The sequence below is a fragment of the Acinetobacter calcoaceticus genome, assembly GCF_900520355.1.
Lineage (GTDB): Bacteria > Pseudomonadota > Gammaproteobacteria > Pseudomonadales > Moraxellaceae > Acinetobacter > Acinetobacter calcoaceticus_C.
Map to the genome: position 1 here is coordinate 3,053,225 of NZ_LS999521.1, position 19,257 is coordinate 3,072,481.

The window sequence follows — 19,257 nt, forward strand, 5'->3', positions numbered from 1 at the left end:
GCTTCATGCCCAATCTTGTCGTTTTTAGTGGAAATGCTCATCCACAGTTCGCTCAAAAAGTCGTAAGTCACTTACATATCCCTCTAGGTGCTGCATCAGTCGGTCACTTTTCTGATGGAGAAATTTCAGTAGAAATTACTGAAAATGTTCGTGGTAAAGACGTATTTATCGTTCAGCCTACTTGTGCCCCTACCAATGATAACCTTATGGAAATCTTGGTTATGGCAGATGCTTTGCGTCGTGCAAGTGCTGGTCGTATTACAGCCGTTATCCCTTATTTTGGTTATGCTCGCCAAGACCGTCGCCCACGTTCTGCACGTGTGCCGATTACAGCTAAAGTTGTTGCAGACATGCTTACCACTGTTGGTATTGATCGTGTCGTAATGATTGACTTACATGCTGACCAAATTCAGGGTTTCTTCGATATTCCAGTCGACAACATCTATGGTACTCCTGCTTTGCTTGCTGACTTACGTCAACAATCGCATGATAACCTTATGGTGGTTTCTCCTGACGTTGGTGGCGTAGTACGTGCTCGTGCCGTTGCCAAACAGATGGGTGACATCGATTTAGCAATTATTGATAAACGTCGTCAAAAAGCCAATGAATCGCAAGTTATGCATTTAATTGGTGACGTAAAAGATCGTGATTGCGTTATCGTAGATGACATGGTTGATACTGCCGGTACATTGTGTAAAGCAGCTGATGCGCTTAAGCAATTTGGTGCACGCCGTGTAGTTGCATACGCAACTCACCCTGTACTTTCTGGCAAGGCTATTGAAAACTTACGTAATTCAGTTATTGATGAATTAGTTGTCACTGACACTATTCCTCTTTCTGAAGAAGCATTAACCTTGGGCAAAATCCGTCAGGTTTCTGTTGCTAGCATGGTTGCTGAAACGATTCGTCGTATTAATAACGAAGAATCTATCAGTGCGATGTTCGATAGTTTATAATACTGCAGCTTTTATGAACCCTGGCCTTGGCTGGGGTTTTCTATCACTAAACTGGTCGCAAGTTTAGTCTATTTAACTTTAATGAGGATTTACTCATGTCAAACTTCGTATTAAACGCTCAAGCGCGTGCTGAAGACAAACAAGGGAAAGGTGCGAGCCGCCGCCTTCGTCACGAAGCATTAATTCCAGCTATCATTTATGGTGGCGATGCTGAGCCTGTAGCTATTACTTTAGAACTTCGTCAGCTTGTAAAAGCTTTAGAAAACAATGCTTTCTTTGAAGAAGTTATAGAAATCCAAGTGGGCGACAAAGTTGAAAACGTTAAAATCCAAGCGTTACAACGTCACCCAGCTAAAAATACTCCTATGCACGCTGACTTCAAACGCGCATAAGTGTTGAAAGGCGTAGATTAGTGTCAAATATTTCGCTAATTGTTGGTTTGGGCAATCCTGGTTCAGAATATGCCCAGACCCGCCATAATGCAGGCTTTTGGTTCATTGAACAGCTTGCTAATAAATATGGCATTACATTAAAAAATGATCCGAAATTTCACGGAATCAGCGGACGTGGTAATATAGAAGGACACGATGTCCGTCTACTTCTACCCACTACATTTATGAACCGTTCTGGACAAAGTGTAGTTCCATTTGTAAAATTTTATCAAATTGCTCCCGAAGCAATTTTGATTGCTCATGATGAACTTGATATGAACCCTGGTGTAATTCGTCTTAAAACAGGCGGTGGACATGGTGGTCATAACGGTTTACGTGACATTGTTCCTCATATTGGTCCAAATTTTCATCGTTTACGTATTGGTATCGGACATCCTGGCTCGAAAGAGAGAGTTTCAGGTCACGTACTTGGCAAAGCACCAAGTAGTGAACAAAGTCTGATGGATGCAGCAATTGACCATGCCCTCTCTAAAGTGAAACTTCTTGTTCAAGGTCAAGTTCCACAGGCCATGAATCAAATTAATGCGTATAAACCCACTTAAATTGTTGAACAATCAAGCTTGCTATCTTGCTTTTTTAGGAGCAAAATGCGCATCAGTCACTTTGCCCACAGCAAAAGAGCTATAGATTTCACCATAAGATCTTAATCTTAGGTCTACTCAGGAGACGCTAGCCATGCTATCTCGTTTATTAAAATGCAAAATTCACCGTGCAGTTGTAACCCATGCTGAACTTCACTATGAAGGTTCTTGTGCAATTGATGGCGTATTGATGGACTTAGCTGGTATTCGTGAATATGAAGAAATTCATGTTTGGAATGTAACTAATGGCAAACGCTTCACGACCTACGCGATTCGTGGTGAAGATAACTCTGGAATTATTTCAGTAAATGGCGGCGCTGCACATCAAGCAGATGTCGGCGATTTAGTGATTATTGCTACGTTTGGCGATTTTACTGAAGCTGAAGCAAATATTCATAAACCACGTTTGGTATATGCAAATCCAAATAATACAGTTAACCACACAGCGAATTGTATTCCTGTTCAAGTTGCTTAACTTATTCTAAGAATAAAAAAAGCCCGCATTGACGGGCTTTTATAATTTTATAAATCCTAAATAGTTCCTTCCCACCAGTTCTTTTGCTGTTTGCAATTTAAAGGTTGAAGTTGTTCTCCTCGTAAATCAAATAGAATCGCCTCTCCTTTTGGGTTTACTTTAAATTCGGCATATTTGGCTTTTTCATAACATTGAGCTAGACCTTCTGCAAATAAGAAACTGCGAGATGCAGGATACAAAGCCTGAAAACGATTTTCAGGATTTTTTAAAATTAAACTTTGCCCAGCATATGAATTATTGATATCTAAAATTGTACGAACTACACGATTTTTTGAATCCAAAATAACTTTTGCTGGAATGGAAGAACGATTAAAAATCACTTGATCTAAAGCTTCGCTCTCACTCCCTGCAAGAGCTTTGAGAGATTGTAAATTTAATTCATAAGCCAGTGCCATATAGTCACCTTGTAAAATTGAACGAGGATCAACTGGTTTAAGCTCAATGAAAATACTTTTACTATGGCGCAGATGCCACTCATTTTTTGCTACCAATCCTGCAAAGAACAATATGGTAACTAGTGCAAGAATAAGAGAAAAATATTTCTTCATCCTTTCTCTCCTTCAATAAGATCATTTTTATTTTCATGTTGAAGTAGCCCATACAAAGCTAACAATACAAAACCAGAAATAAAAATTGATGCACTCTTGGCTAGAAAAGTTATTTGCAAGTTGTAATAGAGCTGCCAGAACACTAAAACAAATACAGCCAAGGTAACTCCATAAACAATATAATCTTTCTTTTTTAAAGCCCAAGTTAAAATAATAAATAGAATGAAAATTTCAAAATAGCCCATTGCAATAAGCAATATGCCAAAAATTAAAAAGGCAAAAAATGCTGTTCCTTTAAGCTGTTTATACAAATAAAAAGAACTAAAGCACAATAACCAAAGACTAGGTAATAGATAGAATATCCATAATTTCCGGTCTATCGAATCATCTAGAGCCAACCCCATAAAAGTATCAAAGAAAGAAGCTACCACAACTACCGCAAGCATACACAAATAGATACTACGCTCATATTGAACTATCGATAGACCCTTCGGCAAGAATACAAAACTAAAAACAAAATAGCTGAGCAGGGTTAAATTTAAATATGCCTGGACAGAATCTACTGACCACAATGAATGATCCATTTGTAGTAAGTAAATAAATGCTATGCCATAAGTAGCGAGCATTTGAATTAAAATAAAGAACCAATGGGGTTTGAGAAAATAGCTGATACAGAGAATAAAAATCTGTGCAATTAGCACCCATAACATCTGATCTGTTTCAGACCCTAGATGAAACAAAAAAGCGATTTGACCACTTATAAATAAACAATAGGCAAATTGCCGAATGAAGTAGTGTTGGGATTTTTTCAATAAAACAAAAGCTATAACAACAAAAATGACTCCTATAATTAATGAAATAGTTTCCCAAAATACTAATGTAAAAGCCCCGAGTGCTAGACCTGCAAGCCAAGCGCCAATTGCTAAAGGAATCACATAAAAGCGGCTTTGACGAAAGATTTTTATTAAAAAATAACTAATTAATGCAAACCAGATAAAAATAATGCCAGCAATGAATAAAAAAATGAATTCATTTGAATCTTTAAATAAGTCATTGATCCTATCTACAAGCCATATTGTTGCAGTCACACCAAGAACAGCGGCCATTAAGCTGGCACATAATTGATCATCTTTTTTGAAGAAATAATAAAAAACAATTATTCCTGAAAAGAAAGCCGAAATCAGGTAAGGAATATTTTCACTTGATAAATATTGGATCATTCCAATTATTGAAATGACGGCAAACCAAGCGATAAAGACGAAACGTAAAGCACGATACTTGTTTATACATAGCCCAAATTCTATAAGGCTTAATAAATTTAAAGCAAACAGATATAAATAAGGAAATTTTTCTAACCAAAAAGTCTGCTTAAAAAATAAAAAAAGTGTAAGTTGGCTAGTAATACAAATTAAAGCAAAAATACCAATATTTGGTCGATATAGCCACGGTAGTAAAAGTAATGTCCAAATTAAGAAAAGCAAATAACTGTCTGCCCCAGTCTGATAGACCTGCCCGATTACAGCCAAACTTAAGCCGACCATCAAGCCACAAACACCATGTAAAGTCTGCCTAACTCCTTCAATTAAAGTATCTTTTATGCTGAACCATGCTGTCACAAGTAAGATAACTGGCGGGATAACCAATTGAATACTGTCCGGAAGCATTAACCAGTTAGCAGCAATTAAATAAAGAATACTGACCGCCATAAATACATAACTGAAAAGATGGAGATGCTGAATAAATAAAGTATTCCTAAGGGGATAATCATCTCTTATCTGCATGAAACACCTATTTTATTTATAATTTTCTATAAAAAACATAACATTCCATTTTCATATCAACAAGTAAGCTCTTGTTAAAAAGCCTTTTTCTGTTTGTGAAAATACTTATTCATAAAGAAACTTAGCATTCTACAAATGCATCTAGCCAATTTTATCAAGCGCGCTATAATAAAACCCATCGCTTCAGGGCGGGGTGTAATTCCCCACCGGTGGTAAAGTTAATTTTTAGTGATAGATTAACAAGCCCACGAGCTTAAATTATGTAATTTGAGCAGATTTGGTGAAACTCCAAAGCCGACGGTATAGTCCGGATGAAAGAAGACGACGAGCTGGGATAAATCCGTTTTATTTCAGTAATAGCCTGTTTTTACATCAGTCCTGAAATGTTCAACCGTATTTTTACGAGAGCGTTTCATTATGTCTAGCTTAATTCAACCAGAAATTTTTTTCTCAGCCCTCTCTCCTGCTGAACAACGTATTCAACAAGCATTAGAAGATATTCGTCAAGGCAAACCTGTCTTGGTTATGGATGACTTCGACCGTGAAAATGAAGCAGATTTAATTGTTGCAGCCGAAACACTAACTGTTGAAACAATGGCACGTATGATTCGTGATGGCTCAGGTATTGTATGCTTATGCCTTACAGAAGAGTTAGCAGATCATTTAGAACTTCCACCAATGGTTTCTCAAAACTCAAGCCAGTTTCATACCGCTTTTACAGTGACCATTGAAGCAGCCCAAGGTGTTACGACAGGTGTTTCGGCTAAAGACCGAGTTACTACCATTCAAACTGCAATTAAAGATGGTGCTGTCGCAAGTGATCTTAACCGTCCGGGCCATGTTTTTCCTTTACGTGCACGTAGCGGTGGAGTGCTGACTCGCCGAGGTCATACTGAGGGAACAATTGATCTAGCAAGACTAGCAGGACTTAAACCTGCTGGCGTGTTATGTGAATTAACCAACCCAGACGGCACCATGGCATCAGGTATTCAAGTTTTGGCATATGCTCAAACTCATCATTTAACCGTGATTACCATTGAAGAACTTGTTCAATACCGCCAACAACACGGTATTTAAATAAAAAAAGGTTTGGCTTTAGATAAAAGCCAAACCTTCACATTAAAATTTACTAATGTTTAAGATACTTTCTTTTGTGTTGCCTGATCTTCGATATATTCCAAAAGTTCAGAGAATTGCATAATCATTGCTTTAGGCTGTGCTTGTTCAAGTTCCTCTGGTGTTCCATAACCATAAGTCACTGCTACTGCCTCAATACCATTGTGGCGAGCACCTAAAATGTCATATTGACGGTCACCGACCATTAAACATTCTTCTGAGTTTAGTTGCTCATGTTCAAGAATATAATGGATGAGTTCAGCTTTATTGGTCCGCTCACCTGTTAACTCACTACCATAAATATGTACAAAATATTGGCTTAAGTCAAAATGGTCTAAGATACGTTTTGCATAAATAGTCGGTTTAGCGGTTGCAACAAATAAACGATACCCTTCTTCTTTCAATGCATTAAGTGTTTGGGCAACCGATGGATATACTTCATTTTCAAATAAGCCCGTAACTGAAAAACGCTCACGATAAGCAAGTAAAGCTTGCTCAGCCAAAGCATCATCTTGAGTGGCTAACAGTTTTGCTAATGAAGCTTTTAAAGGGGGTCCAATTGTCCAGTCAATATTTAAATCGGCAGCCAACGGAAAGCCCAACTTATCCATTGCATAGCGAATTGAAGTATGGATACCAACTTTTGGGTCTGTTAGTGTTCCATCTAAATCAATCAAAATATGTTTTATAGCCATTCAATCACTAACCCAGTAAAGTATTTAATTCAATTGGTCGAGAGTTTAATCAAACTCTCTTATACTAACGTAAATTTAAATTGAAAAGGAAATAACCGTGCGTCCAACCGTACTTTGTTTCTCGGGTTTAGACCCTTCAGGTGGTGCAGGTTTACAAGCTGATATTGAAGCGATTGGACAAAGTGGTGCTCATGCAGCAATTGCATGTACAGCCCTCACCATTCAAAACTCACAACAAGTATTTGGCTTCGAAGCAACCTCAAAAGAACTATTATTAGCTCAAGCAAATGCCGTTGTAGATGATTTACCAATCAAATGTGTTAAGTCAGGCATGCTTGGCACTACAGATAACATTGCCGCTCTAGCTGAGTTTCTTCGTGCCCATCCAGATTATCAATATGTACTCGATCCTGTTTTGGTGGCAAACAGTGGGGGTTCTTTAGGTGATCAAGCAACTCTGGTTAAAGCTTTCGTTGAGCTTATTCCTCTAGCCACTATCATTACTCCAAATACAGTCGAATTACGTGCTCTAACGGGTGTTGAGGACTTAGAACAAGCCACCAAAAAACTTTTCGAAATGGGTGCTAAAGCTGTATTAGTCAAAGGTGGACATGAAGATACACTAGATCATATTAAAAATAGTTTATATATTAATGGTGAACTTGCGGCGAGTAGTAGCTGCCCCCGCTTAGAGGGTGAGTATCATGGATCAGGGTGTTCTTTGGCCAGTTTTATTGCAGGTCGCTTAGCATTAGGCGATTCTTTAAAAATCGCGGTACAGCATGCCGAAACGTGGTTATTTGGTGTTTTAAAGACTGCCGAGACTCCTGTAGCAAATGGGCAAAAAATACCAAAAAGATTTTAAAAATAAAAAAAGGCGCTACATGCGCCTTTTTTATTTCCCTCAATTATTGAGGAATACGTAAAACCTGTCCTGGGAAGATTTCATCTGGATCTTTAAGCATGGGTTTGTTTGCTTCAAAGATTTTTGGATACTGATTTGCATCACCGTAAAATTCTTTAGCAATTTTTGAAAGGTTATCACCAGATTTTATTGTGTAGAATTTACTTTCTGGTTCAGGAGTTGCAACGGTCATTTGATCATCTACTTGTGCTACATGATCAATATTCCCAACAATAAGAATAATTTTTTCTTTATCTGCTTGGCTTTTTACCTGTCCTTTAATGATTGCAGTATCAGTAGCACCGTTATAGGTTACAGATAAGCCTTCCACCCCTAAACCTAAGCTCTTAATTAAACCTAATAATTTATTTGCGATTTCTTGTGCAGATGGTTCTGCTGGTGTTGCTGGAGCTGGTTGTGGTTCTGCTGGCGCGGTATTTTTCTTACCAATACCTTTTACAAAATCAAAAAGACCCATCTTTTAGTCCTCATATTATTGTTTATAGTAAAGTCATTAAACTGACCCTTATTGTTATACGTGAAAAAAGATATACCTCTGCTATCAATTGAGGCTGATCTTGTAAAAATATGTATCTCTTCCTTTTATTTTACTCAAATAAAAAAAGCCACCTTCCGGTGGCCTTCTTTTTATTCAGCAATATGCGAATTAACCAAGTTTTTTAGTTACATAGTCAATTGCAGATTGAACTGTAGTGATTTCGTTTGAATCTTCATCAGGGATAGTGATGTCGAAGTCGTTTTCGAAAGACATTACAAGTTCAACTAAATCTAAAGAGTCAGCACCTAAGTCATCCATAAAAGATGCTTCGTTTTTAATCTCTTCAGCTTTAAGACCAAGTTGTTCTGCAACTGCTTGCTTAACGCGTAGTTCGATATCGCTCACAGGAATTCTCCTCATTGCTCGTGGCGTTTGATTTGCCACTAGTTTAATTGAATATAAAAATTTTTAAAAGTTATACATCAGCCCTAGGCCATGTATAAACCACCATTTACATGTAATACCGTACCGGTAATGTAACCTGCTTTATCACTTGCAAGGAAACTCACCGCATTTGCGATATCTTGTGGCGCACCTAAGCGATTTAAAGCCACTTGATCACTCATTTTTTTGCGAATTTCTTCACTAAGTGCATCTGTCATTTCTGTTGCAATGAAACCTGGTGCCACACTGTTCACAGTGATTTGGCGGCTACCCATCTCTTTTGCAAGACTGCGGCTAAACGCTTCAATACCTGCTTTAGCAGCAGAGTAGTTCGCTTGACCTGGGTTTGCAAAGTGCGCAACAACAGAACTAATATTAATAATGCGGCCAAAGCGCGCTTTTGTCATACCTTTAAGCACACGTTTAGATAAACGATATACAGCTTTTAGGTGAATGTTGAGAATGTCATCCCAATCATCTTCTGACATACGTAGTAATAAATTGTCTTTCGTGATACCCGCATTATTAACCAAAATAAGCACAGGGCCATAGTTCTGTTCAATATGAGAAACGACTGCTTCAATCTCATCGAGATTACGCACATCGAGAGCTAAACCTGCACCTTGCTCACCAAAGCTTTCACTTAACTTTTGTGCACCAGATTCAGATGTCGCAGTACCTACAACAAAATAACCGTCTTGAATAAGTTGCTGGGCAATTGCAGCGCCAATGCCCCGACTCGCGCCCGTTACTAATGCAACTTTGCGTTCTTGTGTCATGCAATTTTTCCTTCTGCCACTAAAACAGCATTTAGGGCATCTTCCATTTTACTCTTGCTATCGATAGCAAAAGCTTTTTCTATATTTGGTAAACGCTTCGCGAGATTACTCAATACTGTTCCAGGTCCACACTCAACAATGTAGTGAATACCTTGATCTTGTAAAAACTGCATCGTGTCTGTCCATTGTACAGATTGGTACAATTGAGCAGTTAACGCCTGACGCAATTGAGCAACATCGGTAGCTATTCCCGCGTTGACATTTTGTATTACAGGAATGGTAGGCAGCTCAATGGCAGTTTGTTCCAAAGCTTCTGCAAATTTTTCAGCAGCAGGTTTCATCAATGAACAATGCGAAGGAACTGACACAGGTAAAGCAATTGCCTTAGCAGACTGCTCTTTTGCCAAAGCCATCACCTGTTGTACAGATGCTGTACTTCCAGCAATCACGACTTGGCCTTGTGAATTATAGTTTGCAGCTTCTACTGAACCTTGACCTTCTGCATTCACGATTTGGCAAAGTTCAACCACTTTTTCATCAGCCAAACCAAGGATTGCAGCCATAGCCCCTTCCCCTTGAGGAACAGCACTTTGCATGAGTTTGCCACGCAAATTCACTAGTTTCACTGCATCTGCCAAGCTCATTGATCCTGCAGCAACCAAAGCACTGTATTCTCCTAGAGAATGCCCTGCAAGGTATTTAGGTGCCAGACCACCTAAATCAAGCCATACACGCCATAGAGCGATACTGGCAGTTAATAACACAGGTTGGGTATTTTCTGTTTGGTTGAGGCCTTCACCACTTTGCGCGATATGCCACAGATCGAATCCAAGCGCATCTGAAGCTTCAGCAAAGGTTTGCCCAACCCCACTAAACTGTTCTGCTAGTTCAGCAAGCATACCGACTTTTTGTGAACCTTGACCCGGAAACACAAACGCAGTTTTTGTGGCTAAAGCTACTTGTTCAAGACGTTTAGCAGACATAAGAAATCCTTTTTTGGGTTTTCACTCATTTCTGGAGCGGAAATTTAACATGTTATTTATATTTTTATAATTGCGAAAAACAACAAAAAAAGGGAGCTTTCGCTCCCATTTTTTCTATACTTAAGCATCACGCTTAATGCATATCATACAATTATTCAGCATCAGCTGCTTTAGCGAATAATTGACGACCACGGTAGAAACCGTCTTTAGTAACGTGGTGACGACGATGAGTCTCACCAGTTGCTTGGTCTACTGTTAATGCATTCTCGGTTAAAGCGTCATGTGAACGGCGCATGTCACGGCGAGAGCGACTTTTACGGTTTTGCTGAACGGCCATGATGGCTCCTTACAAAGATCGAAAAAATGGATCAGAACAAATTCAGTTGTCTTATCTCAAAATTATATCACAAATTATGAGTTAAGTTTACCCTTCAAACCTGCCAAAACATCAAACGGATTATCCCGTTTTTCTTCAACAACGTTTTGAATGGTAGGTTGATGTTTATTTTCACAAGCATCATGCTTGGGAGATAAAGGCACCAACAATAACAGTTCATCTTCTAGTAATGCGAGCAAGTTAATCGAGGCTGGCGTATCATAATCACCTTTCGTCGTAAACTCACTTTCACCTAAAACGATGAAATCAGCATCCTCATCCAAGCGCTCTATCAGTGACTCATCATCCATTAATGCAATATGAAAGTCTAAGACAAGAGGCATTTCAACGGGTTCCAAACAACGTTGGCACTCCATTGGAACTATCGTGTCCATATGACCATCCATCCACACAATGCGATGATATGCATCCATTGATAGCTTACAGTCTATGTTGATCAATTGATTATCAATTGATCCAACAGCTTCACGAGCGATACGAGCAAAGCGAGACAAGGGCAGTTGACCTGACCATGTAAAGCCTTGTTCAGCCCATTTAAACGGCTCAATCTGTGCCGGAAAGGTATTTGCTGACATAATTAAGGCGGCAATTCTACAAATTCATCGGTACTCTGTCAAAGATTAAGATACAATTTTGCACTTCTTTAGACAGAACTCGGGGTAAATTAAGCAATGCACCTGTTGCAGCCGCAACTTGAAGTTAACACTTCATCACTCGTTTGCACCCATTCAACTCATCAGAACACTCTTGTACATGACATAGTGCAACTCTCACCATGGTCAAGCTCAAAATTAGAGTCTGAGCAAGTCGATTGGCTTATTTTACACTTTAATCACTGGTTTTCCCACCATAATGTGACATTAGTTCGTGGAGATTTTGAACCAGAATATTTCCCGGCAACAAATCAGGGTCCGGCTAAAATCCAATTCGCCCATGGTTTTTTGAACAGCGCCTTGCATGAAATTAGTCACTGGTCGATTGCTGGTGAAAAACGCCGCCTCCTACCTGATCTAGGATATTGGTACGCCCCCGACGGTCGCACACAAGAACAGCAAAGTCTATTTGAACAAGTAGAAGTTAAGCCACAGGCAATTGAATGGTTATTTGCACAGTCTTTTGGTAGAAAGTTTAGAGTCTCGCTTGATAACCTGACAGGTGATAGCGGAGATGGCAAAATATTTAAAGATAATGTTTATGCTCAAGTACAACGTTACTTTTCAGGTGAAGCTAAGTTGCCACGTGATGCAGCAGCATTTATTGGTTTTATTTGCCAATGTACCCGTTCAGGTACACCGTTACAATTAAATGAATTTAAACGTGAACTCCTTGATTAATTGACAAAAAAACTACGCTAATGACTTGCCTAGATTATTTAAAAAGTCTAATACTATTTGTAACACTGGCGTGATGGAGTCTCTAAAATATGATGCATTTACATGTACATCCTGAAAATCCACAGCAACGCCTCATTAACCAAGCGGTTGAACGCATTCGTGCCGGAGATGTTGTGGTTTACCCTACCGATGCTGCCTACGCAATTGGCTGTCAAATCGGTAATAAAAATGCTATGGAACGTATTGCGCAGATTCGCGGTTTAGGGCCAAAGCATCAATATGCAATTATGTGCTGTGATTTATCTGACATTGCAACTTATGCAAAAGTTGATAATGCAACTTATCGTTTATTGAAAGCGAACACCCCAGCCATTACGACTTTTATTTTACCTGCAACCAGTGAAGTTCCACGTAGGTTAATGCATCCTAAAAAGAAAACTATCGGCTTACGTATCCCAAGTAACCCAATTTGTCAGGCTTTATTAAAAGAACTTGGTGAACCCTTACTCACTAGTACATTAATTTTACCAGGACAAGAAGATCCTTTAGACGATCCTTACGATATTGAAAATCAGTTAGATAAGCGAATTGATGTATTTATTGACGGTGGTTTCGGTACTTTAACAAGCACAAGTATTATCGACTTATCGGGTGAACATCCTGAAATTATCCGCCGTGGTATTGGCGATGTAAGTGCTTTTGAATAAGCACTTACAATTTTTACCAACAGTTTTAAAAAAAGTATTATCACTCCAAAAAATACTCTTTATTTATTTTGGATTTTTTTTACACTTTAGTCGTTAAGTAATTTATTAAAAGGCACAATTCATTTAGAATGATTTCCACTATCTGCTGTTCTTCTATTTACAGCTCTCTTTGACTTGAATAACAAGTCTCATGCTTTTGAAAATTCGCGTGGCTTATAATCGTAATGAATCAATCACTTCATCAATCCATGGAAGACGCTCCACACATCCGTGTTTTAGATGAGTGGCATGACAAGATTCCTGAAGATCTCTATATACCTCCTGCTGCATTTGAGATTTTGCTCGAACAGTTTGAAGGTCCACTAGATTTTTTAATTTACCTGATTCAAAAAAACGGTTTTGATTTAGTTCAAGTCGATATTGCGCCTATAGCAACTCAATATTTAACTTATATGGATAGTATGAAGTCTTTAAATATTGAGCTAACAGCCGATTATATGGTGATGGCAGCTTTATTAGCTGATTTAAAGTCTCGCCTACTTTTACCAAAGCCAACAATTATAAGTATTGAAAAAGATCCCAAACAGGAACTTATTGATCGACTTGAAACCTATCTACGCATTAAGCAAGCGGCTGAACGCTTAGGTCAAATGCCAATTCTTGAGCGAGATACATTCAGTGCAAATGTGAGCTTAGGTCATATCGCTCCTGTTTATGAAGGTTATGATATTTCAGCATTACATGATGCACTGTTCTGTGTATTTAACCGCCCAGAACCCGTTACTCATGTTGTGGCTCAAGAACCTGTATTACTCGAAGAACGCATTGCATATATTGAAGATAAATTAGAATCTGGTGACGTGTTAAGTTTTAAAGAATTACTTAATCCTCTGCAAGGTCGCATGGGAATGGTTGTTACATTTATGGCTGTTTTAGAGTTAACCCGACAACAGCGAGTTAAAATTATCACCTCTGGTATTGAAGCTCCTTTAGCAATTCAAGGATTTTCAATATGAGTTTCGAACAAAATAATACTGATTTGTCATTAGCTGACATTCACCACGAAGTTTTATTACAACTTGAAGCAATTATTTTTGCCAGTGAAGCACCCGTTTCAATTGCCCGTTTAAAAGAAGCATTTAATAATCAGTATAATAAACAACAGCTTCGTCAACTCTTACAACAGCTCGCGCTATTACAACACGGCCGATCTATTGAGTTGATTGAAACAGCGCAAGGGTTTCGCTTTCAGGTAAGATCTAAATATCGTAGTATTATTGCGCAAATTTGGCCAGAGCGACCAACTAAACTGTCGCCGTCATTACTAGAAACGCTAGCCGTCATTGCTTATCATCAACCGGTTACCCGTGCAGATATTGAACAAATTCGTGGTGTGTCTAATAATAGTCAGATTCTTAGAACACTATTTGACTGGAACTGGATTAAAGAAGCTGGTTTTAGAGATTTACCCGGAAGACCCGCGTTGTTAATTACAACGCCTCAGTTTCTGAATGCTTTTGGTCTAGCTTCGCTAGGCCAATTGCCTCCCCTACAGAACGCCAAGGAAGCCTTTATGGCTCTCGATGCAAATGCACCGAAATCATAAAGAGGTGGACTGTTGATCATTATGTCTAAGGTTGTGCTGTCATGAGTGAAAAATTGCAAAAAGTATTAGCGCGAATCGGATTAGGTTCCCGCCGATATATGGAAGAGGTTATTGCCGCAGGACGCGTGAGTGTAAACGGCCGTGTTGCCCAAGTGGGTGAGCGCATTGAACCAGGCGATGAATTACGCATTGATGGCCGTAAAGTTCAGTTTCAAATTGAAGACGAAATTCGTCGCCGTGTATTGATTTACTATAAACCAGAAGGTGAAATCTGTTCACGTAATGACCCTGAAAAACGCCCAACCGTATTTGATCATTTACCGCAAATTGCGAATGACCGCTGGGTAATGGTAGGTCGTCTAGATATTAACAGTACTGGTTTATTACTGTTTACAAATGATGGTGAGCTTGCTAACCGCTTAATGCACCCATCAAATGAAATTGAACGTGAATATGCTGTTCGAGTTATGGGTGAAGTAACACCTAAAATACGCCAAAAAATGGTAACTGGCGTAGAGCTTGAAGATGGTCCAGCTAAATTTGAGTCTTTCTCGGAAATTGGTGGTGAAGGTATTAACCGCTGGTACCAAGTAGTGGTGAAAGAAGGTCGTAACCGTGAGGTTCGTCGTATTTTTGAATCACAAGAACTTAAAGTAAGCCGCTTATTGCGTACTCGCTACGGTACAGTCATTTTGCCACGCGAACTACGTACTGGTCGCTGGATGGAACTTGATAAAACTGATATCGATAATCTAGCAAAATCTGTTGAGTTAAAACCACGTCAAGGCACAGGTTTATTTGGTATGGCAAAACGCCGTACTGATCGTATGACCGAGAAGCCAATGGCTGCTCGTCGTGGCGGTTTTTTACGTCAACAACGTCGTGATGATGAAAAAGAAGCACCTGTGAACACTGGCAGTCAACGTAAAACGACTGGTTTTAACCGTGGTTCGAAGAAATTCTAAAAGTATTTAATAATACGTAAAAAACCGCTCTTACGAAGAGCGGTTTTTTTATCGCTGTTTTTAGCTTTAATCCATCTTTGCCAACTCAATCCATTCAGCTTCCGGAAAGTGAGTTGCTAGATAATTTTTCAAATAATGTGAAGTATCTTGAGAAATTAATGAATCTTTTGATTCATCTTTTAAGTTATAAACCAAAGCTTTCAATTTCAGACCACGAGACTTGAGTGCTTCAAGACTCAGTAAAGTATGGTTAATACTTCCTAAACGACCAGATGTCACTAAAATAACGGAGAACTGATGCTGAGCAACATAGTCAATGGTGAGTAAACTGGTAGTTAATGGCACCATTAATCCACCTGCGCCTTCGAGTAAAACAATTTCAAAACGCTCAGCTAATGTTTGAGTTGCATTTTCAATTTTTTGAAAATTAATTTCTCGGTTATCTAGACGTGTTGCCAGATGAGGCGAAGCAGGATAACTAAAAATTTCGGGCATGGTGAGCTTGTCATGATCTTCCTGAAACCATCCCTGCCCCATAATTTCACGATGCTTTTCAATATCTTCAGAAATATCAACATTACCCGTCTGAATGAGTTTTTGGGTAATCACTTTTTTACCCTGCTCAGTCCATAATTTTGCTAAAAAACCTGTAGCGTAGGTTTTACCAATGTCGGTATCAATCCCACTCACAAAATAGATCTGACCACTCATTTACTTCATTCTCCGGGCAATACAATAGATCGGATGATATGTTAAGGAATATCCCTCGGCATGCTTAAACCGATCATAATCTTGATAAAACTGTTGTAAGGTCTGTTTGTTCCAACGATGCCGTGCAGTTGCAGTTACACCTGTTGCTTTTAAATGCTGCAAAACAGCTTTAGGTGAATCAAAATAAAGCTGGGCTTCTGACTCAGACAAATGCAGAACCTCAAAACCTGCCTGAGTTAAGGCATTGTTCCAATTTTCAATAGACCAATACCTTAAACCTTGACCTGTTAATTCTTTAATCTCGATTAAGTTTCTTGGCCCAAAAGTTGAAAAACATAACCAGCCTTTTCCATTTAAAGCAGCATGACAATGTTGAAGTACACGAGGTAAATCCTGCATCCATTGTAAAGCTGAACCTGAAACGATCATGTCGAGATGCTGTGGAAACGTTAAAGTTTCAATATCACCAATCAACCATTTTAAACTTTCTTGGGGGATAAAGTGCTGCTGCACATCTGCATACAAGTCATTTAAAATCAATTCTTCAATTTGAAAAGATGTATTAATAAGACGAGTTAAATTGCCCGAACCACAGCCAATTTCAAAAACACGAGACAAAATATTAGGGCAAAATTGCTCTAATAACTCTGTTAAATTTTGGCAAATTTGCTTTTGAACAATTGCATGTTCTGAATAGCTTTGCCCTGCTTTAGCAAAACGTTGGGCAACTAAGTCTTTGTTTAAACTCACAGGAAACTCACCAGTGCTTCAAGTTCATGCTGCTGTACCATTGATGTTAAAGAAATACGCAAACGAGAACTATTTTGAGGGACTGTTGGTGGGCGTACTGGCATGGCATAGAAACCATTTTCTTGGACCTGTTTCGCATTTTCAATTGCAGCCTGACTTTGTCCCACAATAATTGGAATAATATGGCTGGTTGATGGACTCACATAGCCTTTTTGTACAACAGCATGCTGAAGATATTGACTAATATTTTGTAGATGCTCACGTTGCGATTGAGCTTGTAAGACTTTTTGGAATGCAAAGTTTGCCCAAGCCATCACAATCGGCGGTTGAGCGGTACTGAAAATAAGTGGGCGCATTTTATTAATGAGATAATCTTTAATAATTGGGTGACAAATAATGTAACCACCGACTGCTGCTAATGCTTTACCTAATGTCCCCACTAAAAAATCAATATCTTGAATGACATTGTATTGTTCAGCACATCCCAACCCTTGCTGACCGCGCACACCAATTGAATGCGCTTCATCAACATACAGCATGGTTTTAGCAAAACGTTTTTTGAGCTGGACTAAAGCGGCTAGATCCGTTTCATCACCATCCATACTAAAAATACTTTCAGTCACCACAATAATGCGTTCAACCTTGTCATCGTCGTGATATTTTTGCAAAAGTTGCTCTAAATGCTGTAAATCATTATGGCGATAACGTACATACTGCGCCCCCGATAAACGTATACCATCGATCATGCTGGCATGAACCAGCTTATCAGCCAAAATTAATGTTTTACTGTCAGCAACAGCAGGCAAAATACCAATATTCATGTGATAGCCACTATTAAATAATAGTGCCGCCCGACCACCAAATGCTTTGCTTAGGCTATTTTCTAATTGTTCATATTCTTCAAAATTACCCGTTAATAGACGTGATGATGAAGAACTAAAATAGCTACGCTCGACTGGAAAACTGTCTAAAAACTCTTCACGAAGTTTTACATCCGCAGCTAGGCCAAGATAATCATTGGATGCCAAGTTCAGCATCGTTTTATTTTGAATTGTAATAAAACGGCCCTGCTGCACATTTTGGATAAATTGTCTGAAGTTACCTTGCTGTTTTAGTTCATCTAATTGAGTAGCAAAATGATCAAGCAATGACATTTTAATGCACTCCTTGCATCGTTTTAACAACTTCAACTAACTGTTCAAGCAAATTGCTTAGCTCTTGATCAGTGATTACATAAGGTGGCATGACATACACCAGCTTGCCAAAAGGACGAATCCAGATTCCACGGTCAACAAACTCTTTTTGCAATGTTTTCATATCAACATTAAAAGTGAGTTCAACTACACCTATTGCACCGAGTACTCTCACATCAGCAACATAATCAAGCTGATTAAGTGGTGTTAAATACTGAGTAAGTTGTTGTTCAATTCGCTCAATATTGGCTTGCCAATCTTGCTCAATTAATAATTGCGTACTTTTTAAGGCAACAGCACAAGCAAGCGGATTGGCCATAAAGGTTGGGCCGTGCATAAATACACCAGCCTCTCCCTGACTAATCATTTCCGCCACATGCTTTGTGGTTAAGGTAGCAGATAATGTCATATAACCGCCTGTTAGCCCTTTACCTATACACATAATGTCCGGTTCAACTTGCGCATGTTCCCACGCAAAAAGCTTACCAGTGCGGCCAAAGCCTGTCGCAATTTCGTCAAAAATTAATAACAAATTATATTGTTCACAAAGTGCTTTAGCCTGACGTAAATATTCAGGATGATAAAAACGCATGCCGCCTGCGCCCTGTACGATCGGCTCAATAATTAAGGCTGCAAGATGCTCATGATTTTGCTGAATGGCTTGTTCTAATTCTGCAATATCTTGTGGATTCCATTCTTCATGAAATTTGGTTTGTGGCGCTGCAACAAAAAGACGATTGGGTAAGCTTGTACCAAAAATCTGATGCATGCCTGTAACTGGATCACACACCGACATTGCATTCCATGTATCCCCATGGTAGCCGGAACGTGTGGTAATAAAATTTGTTTTTAGTGGCTGACCTTGTGCATTCCAAAATTGCACTGCCATTTTCAAGGCAACTTCAACGGCAACAGAACCGGAATCTGCATAGAAAATTTTATCGAGACTTGGCGGGGTAATTTTTAAAAGAATTTTTCCAAGTTCAATTGCAGGATCATGAGTTAGTCCACCAAACATGATGTGAGACATATTTTGTAATTGATCGGTTACTGCCTGATTGAGTTCAGGGTGGTTATAACCGTGAATCGCACACCACCAAGATGACATACCATCAATTAAAGTCCTTCCATCATCTAACTCAATAGTCGCACCATATGCACGTTTGACTTTAAATGTTGGTAAAGGTTGGGTCATTGAAGTATAAGGATGCCAAATATGTTCCAAATCAAAATTATCGGTCATCCTATTTACCCTTTTACAGCGTTCAAATCTTTCATTGAACACATGTTAAACCTGTTAAGAATGAAAGAAAATTGCGAT

General features: G+C 38.9%; 24 protein-coding genes and 1 riboswitch. Of the genes, 11 read left to right on the forward strand and 13 right to left on the reverse strand.

Annotated elements, in window-relative coordinates; all coding sequences use genetic code 11:
- Positions 1-5: 5 nt before the first annotated feature.
- The 4 genes from AC2117_RS14650 to panD all read left to right on the forward strand — a co-directional run bounded on the left by AC2117_RS14650 (position 6) and on the right by panD (position 2,464).
- Entirely contained in the window at positions 6-956 is a 951-nt protein-coding gene (locus AC2117_RS14650) for a ribose-phosphate pyrophosphokinase (protein ID WP_003653329.1), read from the forward strand.
- Between the two features lie 95 nt (positions 957-1,051).
- Positions 1,052-1,348 carry a 50S ribosomal protein L25 gene (gene rplY, locus AC2117_RS14655; protein WP_133975075.1) on the forward strand — a complete coding sequence of 99 codons (297 nt, stop codon included), beginning with the start codon at positions 1,052-1,054 and terminating at the stop codon, positions 1,346-1,348.
- Between the two features lie 20 nt (positions 1,349-1,368).
- Positions 1,369-1,950, forward strand: coding sequence for an aminoacyl-tRNA hydrolase (gene pth, locus AC2117_RS14660; RefSeq protein ID WP_042896912.1), 582 nt, complete (start codon positions 1,369-1,371; stop codon positions 1,948-1,950).
- Between the two features lie 133 nt (positions 1,951-2,083).
- Complete coding sequence (gene panD, locus AC2117_RS14665) at positions 2,084-2,464, forward strand: aspartate 1-decarboxylase (protein WP_002120296.1); 381 nt, start codon at positions 2,084-2,086, stop codon at positions 2,462-2,464.
- 56 nt (positions 2,465-2,520) lie between these two features.
- Here panD and AC2117_RS14670 read toward each other — a convergent pair whose 3' ends face one another.
- Positions 2,521-3,072, reverse strand: coding sequence for a GDYXXLXY domain-containing protein (locus AC2117_RS14670; RefSeq protein ID WP_133975077.1), 552 nt, complete (start codon positions 3,070-3,072; stop codon positions 2,521-2,523).
- Entirely contained in the window at positions 3,069-4,853 is a 1,785-nt protein-coding gene (locus tag AC2117_RS14675; RefSeq protein ID WP_133975079.1) for a DUF2157 domain-containing protein, read from the reverse strand. The genes AC2117_RS14670 and AC2117_RS14675 overlap by 4 nt, the downstream gene beginning before the upstream one ends.
- A gap of 176 nt (positions 4,854-5,029) precedes the next feature.
- Positions 5,030-5,180, forward strand: a riboswitch (FMN riboswitch).
- Between the two features lie 90 nt (positions 5,181-5,270).
- Here AC2117_RS14675 and ribB point away from each other — a divergent pair.
- Complete coding sequence (gene ribB, locus AC2117_RS14680) at positions 5,271-5,930, forward strand: 3,4-dihydroxy-2-butanone-4-phosphate synthase (protein ID WP_133975081.1); 660 nt, start codon at positions 5,271-5,273, stop codon at positions 5,928-5,930.
- A 59-nt stretch (positions 5,931-5,989) separates the two neighbouring features.
- On the opposite strand, the gene AC2117_RS14685 is transcribed toward ribB, so the two are convergent.
- Entirely contained in the window at positions 5,990-6,664 is a 675-nt protein-coding gene (locus AC2117_RS14685; protein WP_133975084.1) for an HAD-IA family hydrolase, read from the reverse strand.
- A 97-nt stretch (positions 6,665-6,761) separates the two neighbouring features.
- On the opposite strand from AC2117_RS14685, the gene AC2117_RS14690 reads away from it, so the two are divergent.
- The gene (locus tag AC2117_RS14690; protein WP_133975086.1) at positions 6,762-7,529 is read left to right on the forward strand and encodes a hydroxymethylpyrimidine/phosphomethylpyrimidine kinase; all 768 of its coding nucleotides are present in this window, start codon (positions 6,762-6,764) and stop codon (positions 7,527-7,529) included.
- Between the two features lie 43 nt (positions 7,530-7,572).
- Here AC2117_RS14690 and lysM read toward each other — a convergent pair whose 3' ends face one another.
- From lysM to AC2117_RS14720, 6 genes are all read right to left on the reverse strand, one after another.
- Positions 7,573-8,046 carry a peptidoglycan-binding protein LysM gene (lysM, locus tag AC2117_RS14695; RefSeq protein ID WP_042896905.1) on the reverse strand — a complete coding sequence of 158 codons (474 nt, stop codon included), beginning with the start codon at positions 8,044-8,046 and terminating at the stop codon, positions 7,573-7,575.
- 189 nt (positions 8,047-8,235) lie between these two features.
- On the reverse strand, positions 8,236-8,472 hold the full coding sequence (acpP, locus tag AC2117_RS14700) for an acyl carrier protein (protein WP_004641570.1): 237 nt from the start codon (positions 8,470-8,472) through the stop codon (positions 8,236-8,238).
- A gap of 83 nt (positions 8,473-8,555) precedes the next feature.
- Positions 8,556-9,290 carry a 3-oxoacyl-ACP reductase FabG gene (fabG, locus tag AC2117_RS14705; protein WP_042896904.1) on the reverse strand — a complete coding sequence of 245 codons (735 nt, stop codon included), beginning with the start codon at positions 9,288-9,290 and terminating at the stop codon, positions 8,556-8,558.
- Positions 9,287-10,273, reverse strand: coding sequence for an ACP S-malonyltransferase (gene fabD, locus AC2117_RS14710; protein ID WP_042896903.1), 987 nt, complete (start codon positions 10,271-10,273; stop codon positions 9,287-9,289). Before fabD ends, fabG begins: the two co-directional genes overlap by 4 nt.
- Before the next feature lie 151 nt (positions 10,274-10,424).
- Entirely contained in the window at positions 10,425-10,610 is a 186-nt protein-coding gene (rpmF, locus tag AC2117_RS14715; RefSeq protein ID WP_000290730.1) for a 50S ribosomal protein L32, read from the reverse strand.
- Between the two features lie 74 nt (positions 10,611-10,684).
- A complete protein-coding gene (locus AC2117_RS14720) occupies positions 10,685-11,245 on the reverse strand; it encodes a YceD family protein (protein ID WP_042896901.1) in 561 nt (186 codons plus the stop codon).
- A gap of 96 nt (positions 11,246-11,341) precedes the next feature.
- On the opposite strand from AC2117_RS14720, the gene AC2117_RS14725 reads away from it, so the two are divergent.
- The 5 genes from AC2117_RS14725 (at position 11,342) to rluB (ending at position 15,282) form a co-directional block, all read left to right on the forward strand.
- Positions 11,342-12,004, forward strand: a complete 663-nt coding sequence (locus AC2117_RS14725) for an elongation factor P hydroxylase (RefSeq protein WP_197730928.1) — start codon at positions 11,342-11,344, stop codon at positions 12,002-12,004.
- 89 nt (positions 12,005-12,093) lie between these two features.
- Entirely contained in the window at positions 12,094-12,711 is a 618-nt protein-coding gene (locus tag AC2117_RS14730; RefSeq protein ID WP_133975089.1) for an L-threonylcarbamoyladenylate synthase, read from the forward strand.
- A gap of 224 nt (positions 12,712-12,935) precedes the next feature.
- Positions 12,936-13,727, forward strand: a complete 792-nt coding sequence (locus AC2117_RS14735) for a segregation and condensation protein A (protein WP_197730929.1) — start codon at positions 12,936-12,938, stop codon at positions 13,725-13,727.
- Positions 13,724-14,317: an SMC-Scp complex subunit ScpB gene (gene scpB, locus AC2117_RS14740; protein ID WP_004794223.1), complete on the forward strand. Its 594-nt coding sequence runs from the start codon at positions 13,724-13,726 to the stop codon at positions 14,315-14,317. The genes AC2117_RS14735 and scpB overlap by 4 nt, the downstream gene beginning before the upstream one ends.
- A gap of 41 nt (positions 14,318-14,358) precedes the next feature.
- Entirely contained in the window at positions 14,359-15,282 is a 924-nt protein-coding gene (gene rluB, locus AC2117_RS14745; RefSeq protein ID WP_042896896.1) for a 23S rRNA pseudouridine(2605) synthase RluB, read from the forward strand.
- Between the two features lie 66 nt (positions 15,283-15,348).
- On the opposite strand, the gene bioD is transcribed toward rluB, so the two are convergent.
- From bioD to bioA, 4 genes are read right to left on the reverse strand one after another with little or no spacing between them, the layout of a single operon-like run.
- The gene (bioD, locus tag AC2117_RS14750; protein ID WP_133975090.1) at positions 15,349-15,993 is read right to left on the reverse strand and encodes a dethiobiotin synthase; all 645 of its coding nucleotides are present in this window, start codon (positions 15,991-15,993) and stop codon (positions 15,349-15,351) included.
- Complete coding sequence (gene bioC / locus AC2117_RS14755; protein WP_133975092.1) at positions 15,994-16,743, reverse strand: malonyl-ACP O-methyltransferase BioC; 750 nt, start codon at positions 16,741-16,743, stop codon at positions 15,994-15,996.
- Positions 16,740-17,897 carry an 8-amino-7-oxononanoate synthase gene (locus tag AC2117_RS14760; protein WP_133975094.1) on the reverse strand — a complete coding sequence of 386 codons (1,158 nt, stop codon included), beginning with the start codon at positions 17,895-17,897 and terminating at the stop codon, positions 16,740-16,742. The genes bioC and AC2117_RS14760 overlap by 4 nt, the downstream gene beginning before the upstream one ends.
- Position 17,898: 1 nt before the next feature.
- Positions 17,899-19,179: an adenosylmethionine--8-amino-7-oxononanoate transaminase gene (bioA, locus tag AC2117_RS14765; RefSeq protein WP_133975096.1), complete on the reverse strand. Its 1,281-nt coding sequence runs from the start codon at positions 19,177-19,179 to the stop codon at positions 17,899-17,901.
- Between the last annotated feature and the right edge of the window lie 78 nt (positions 19,180-19,257).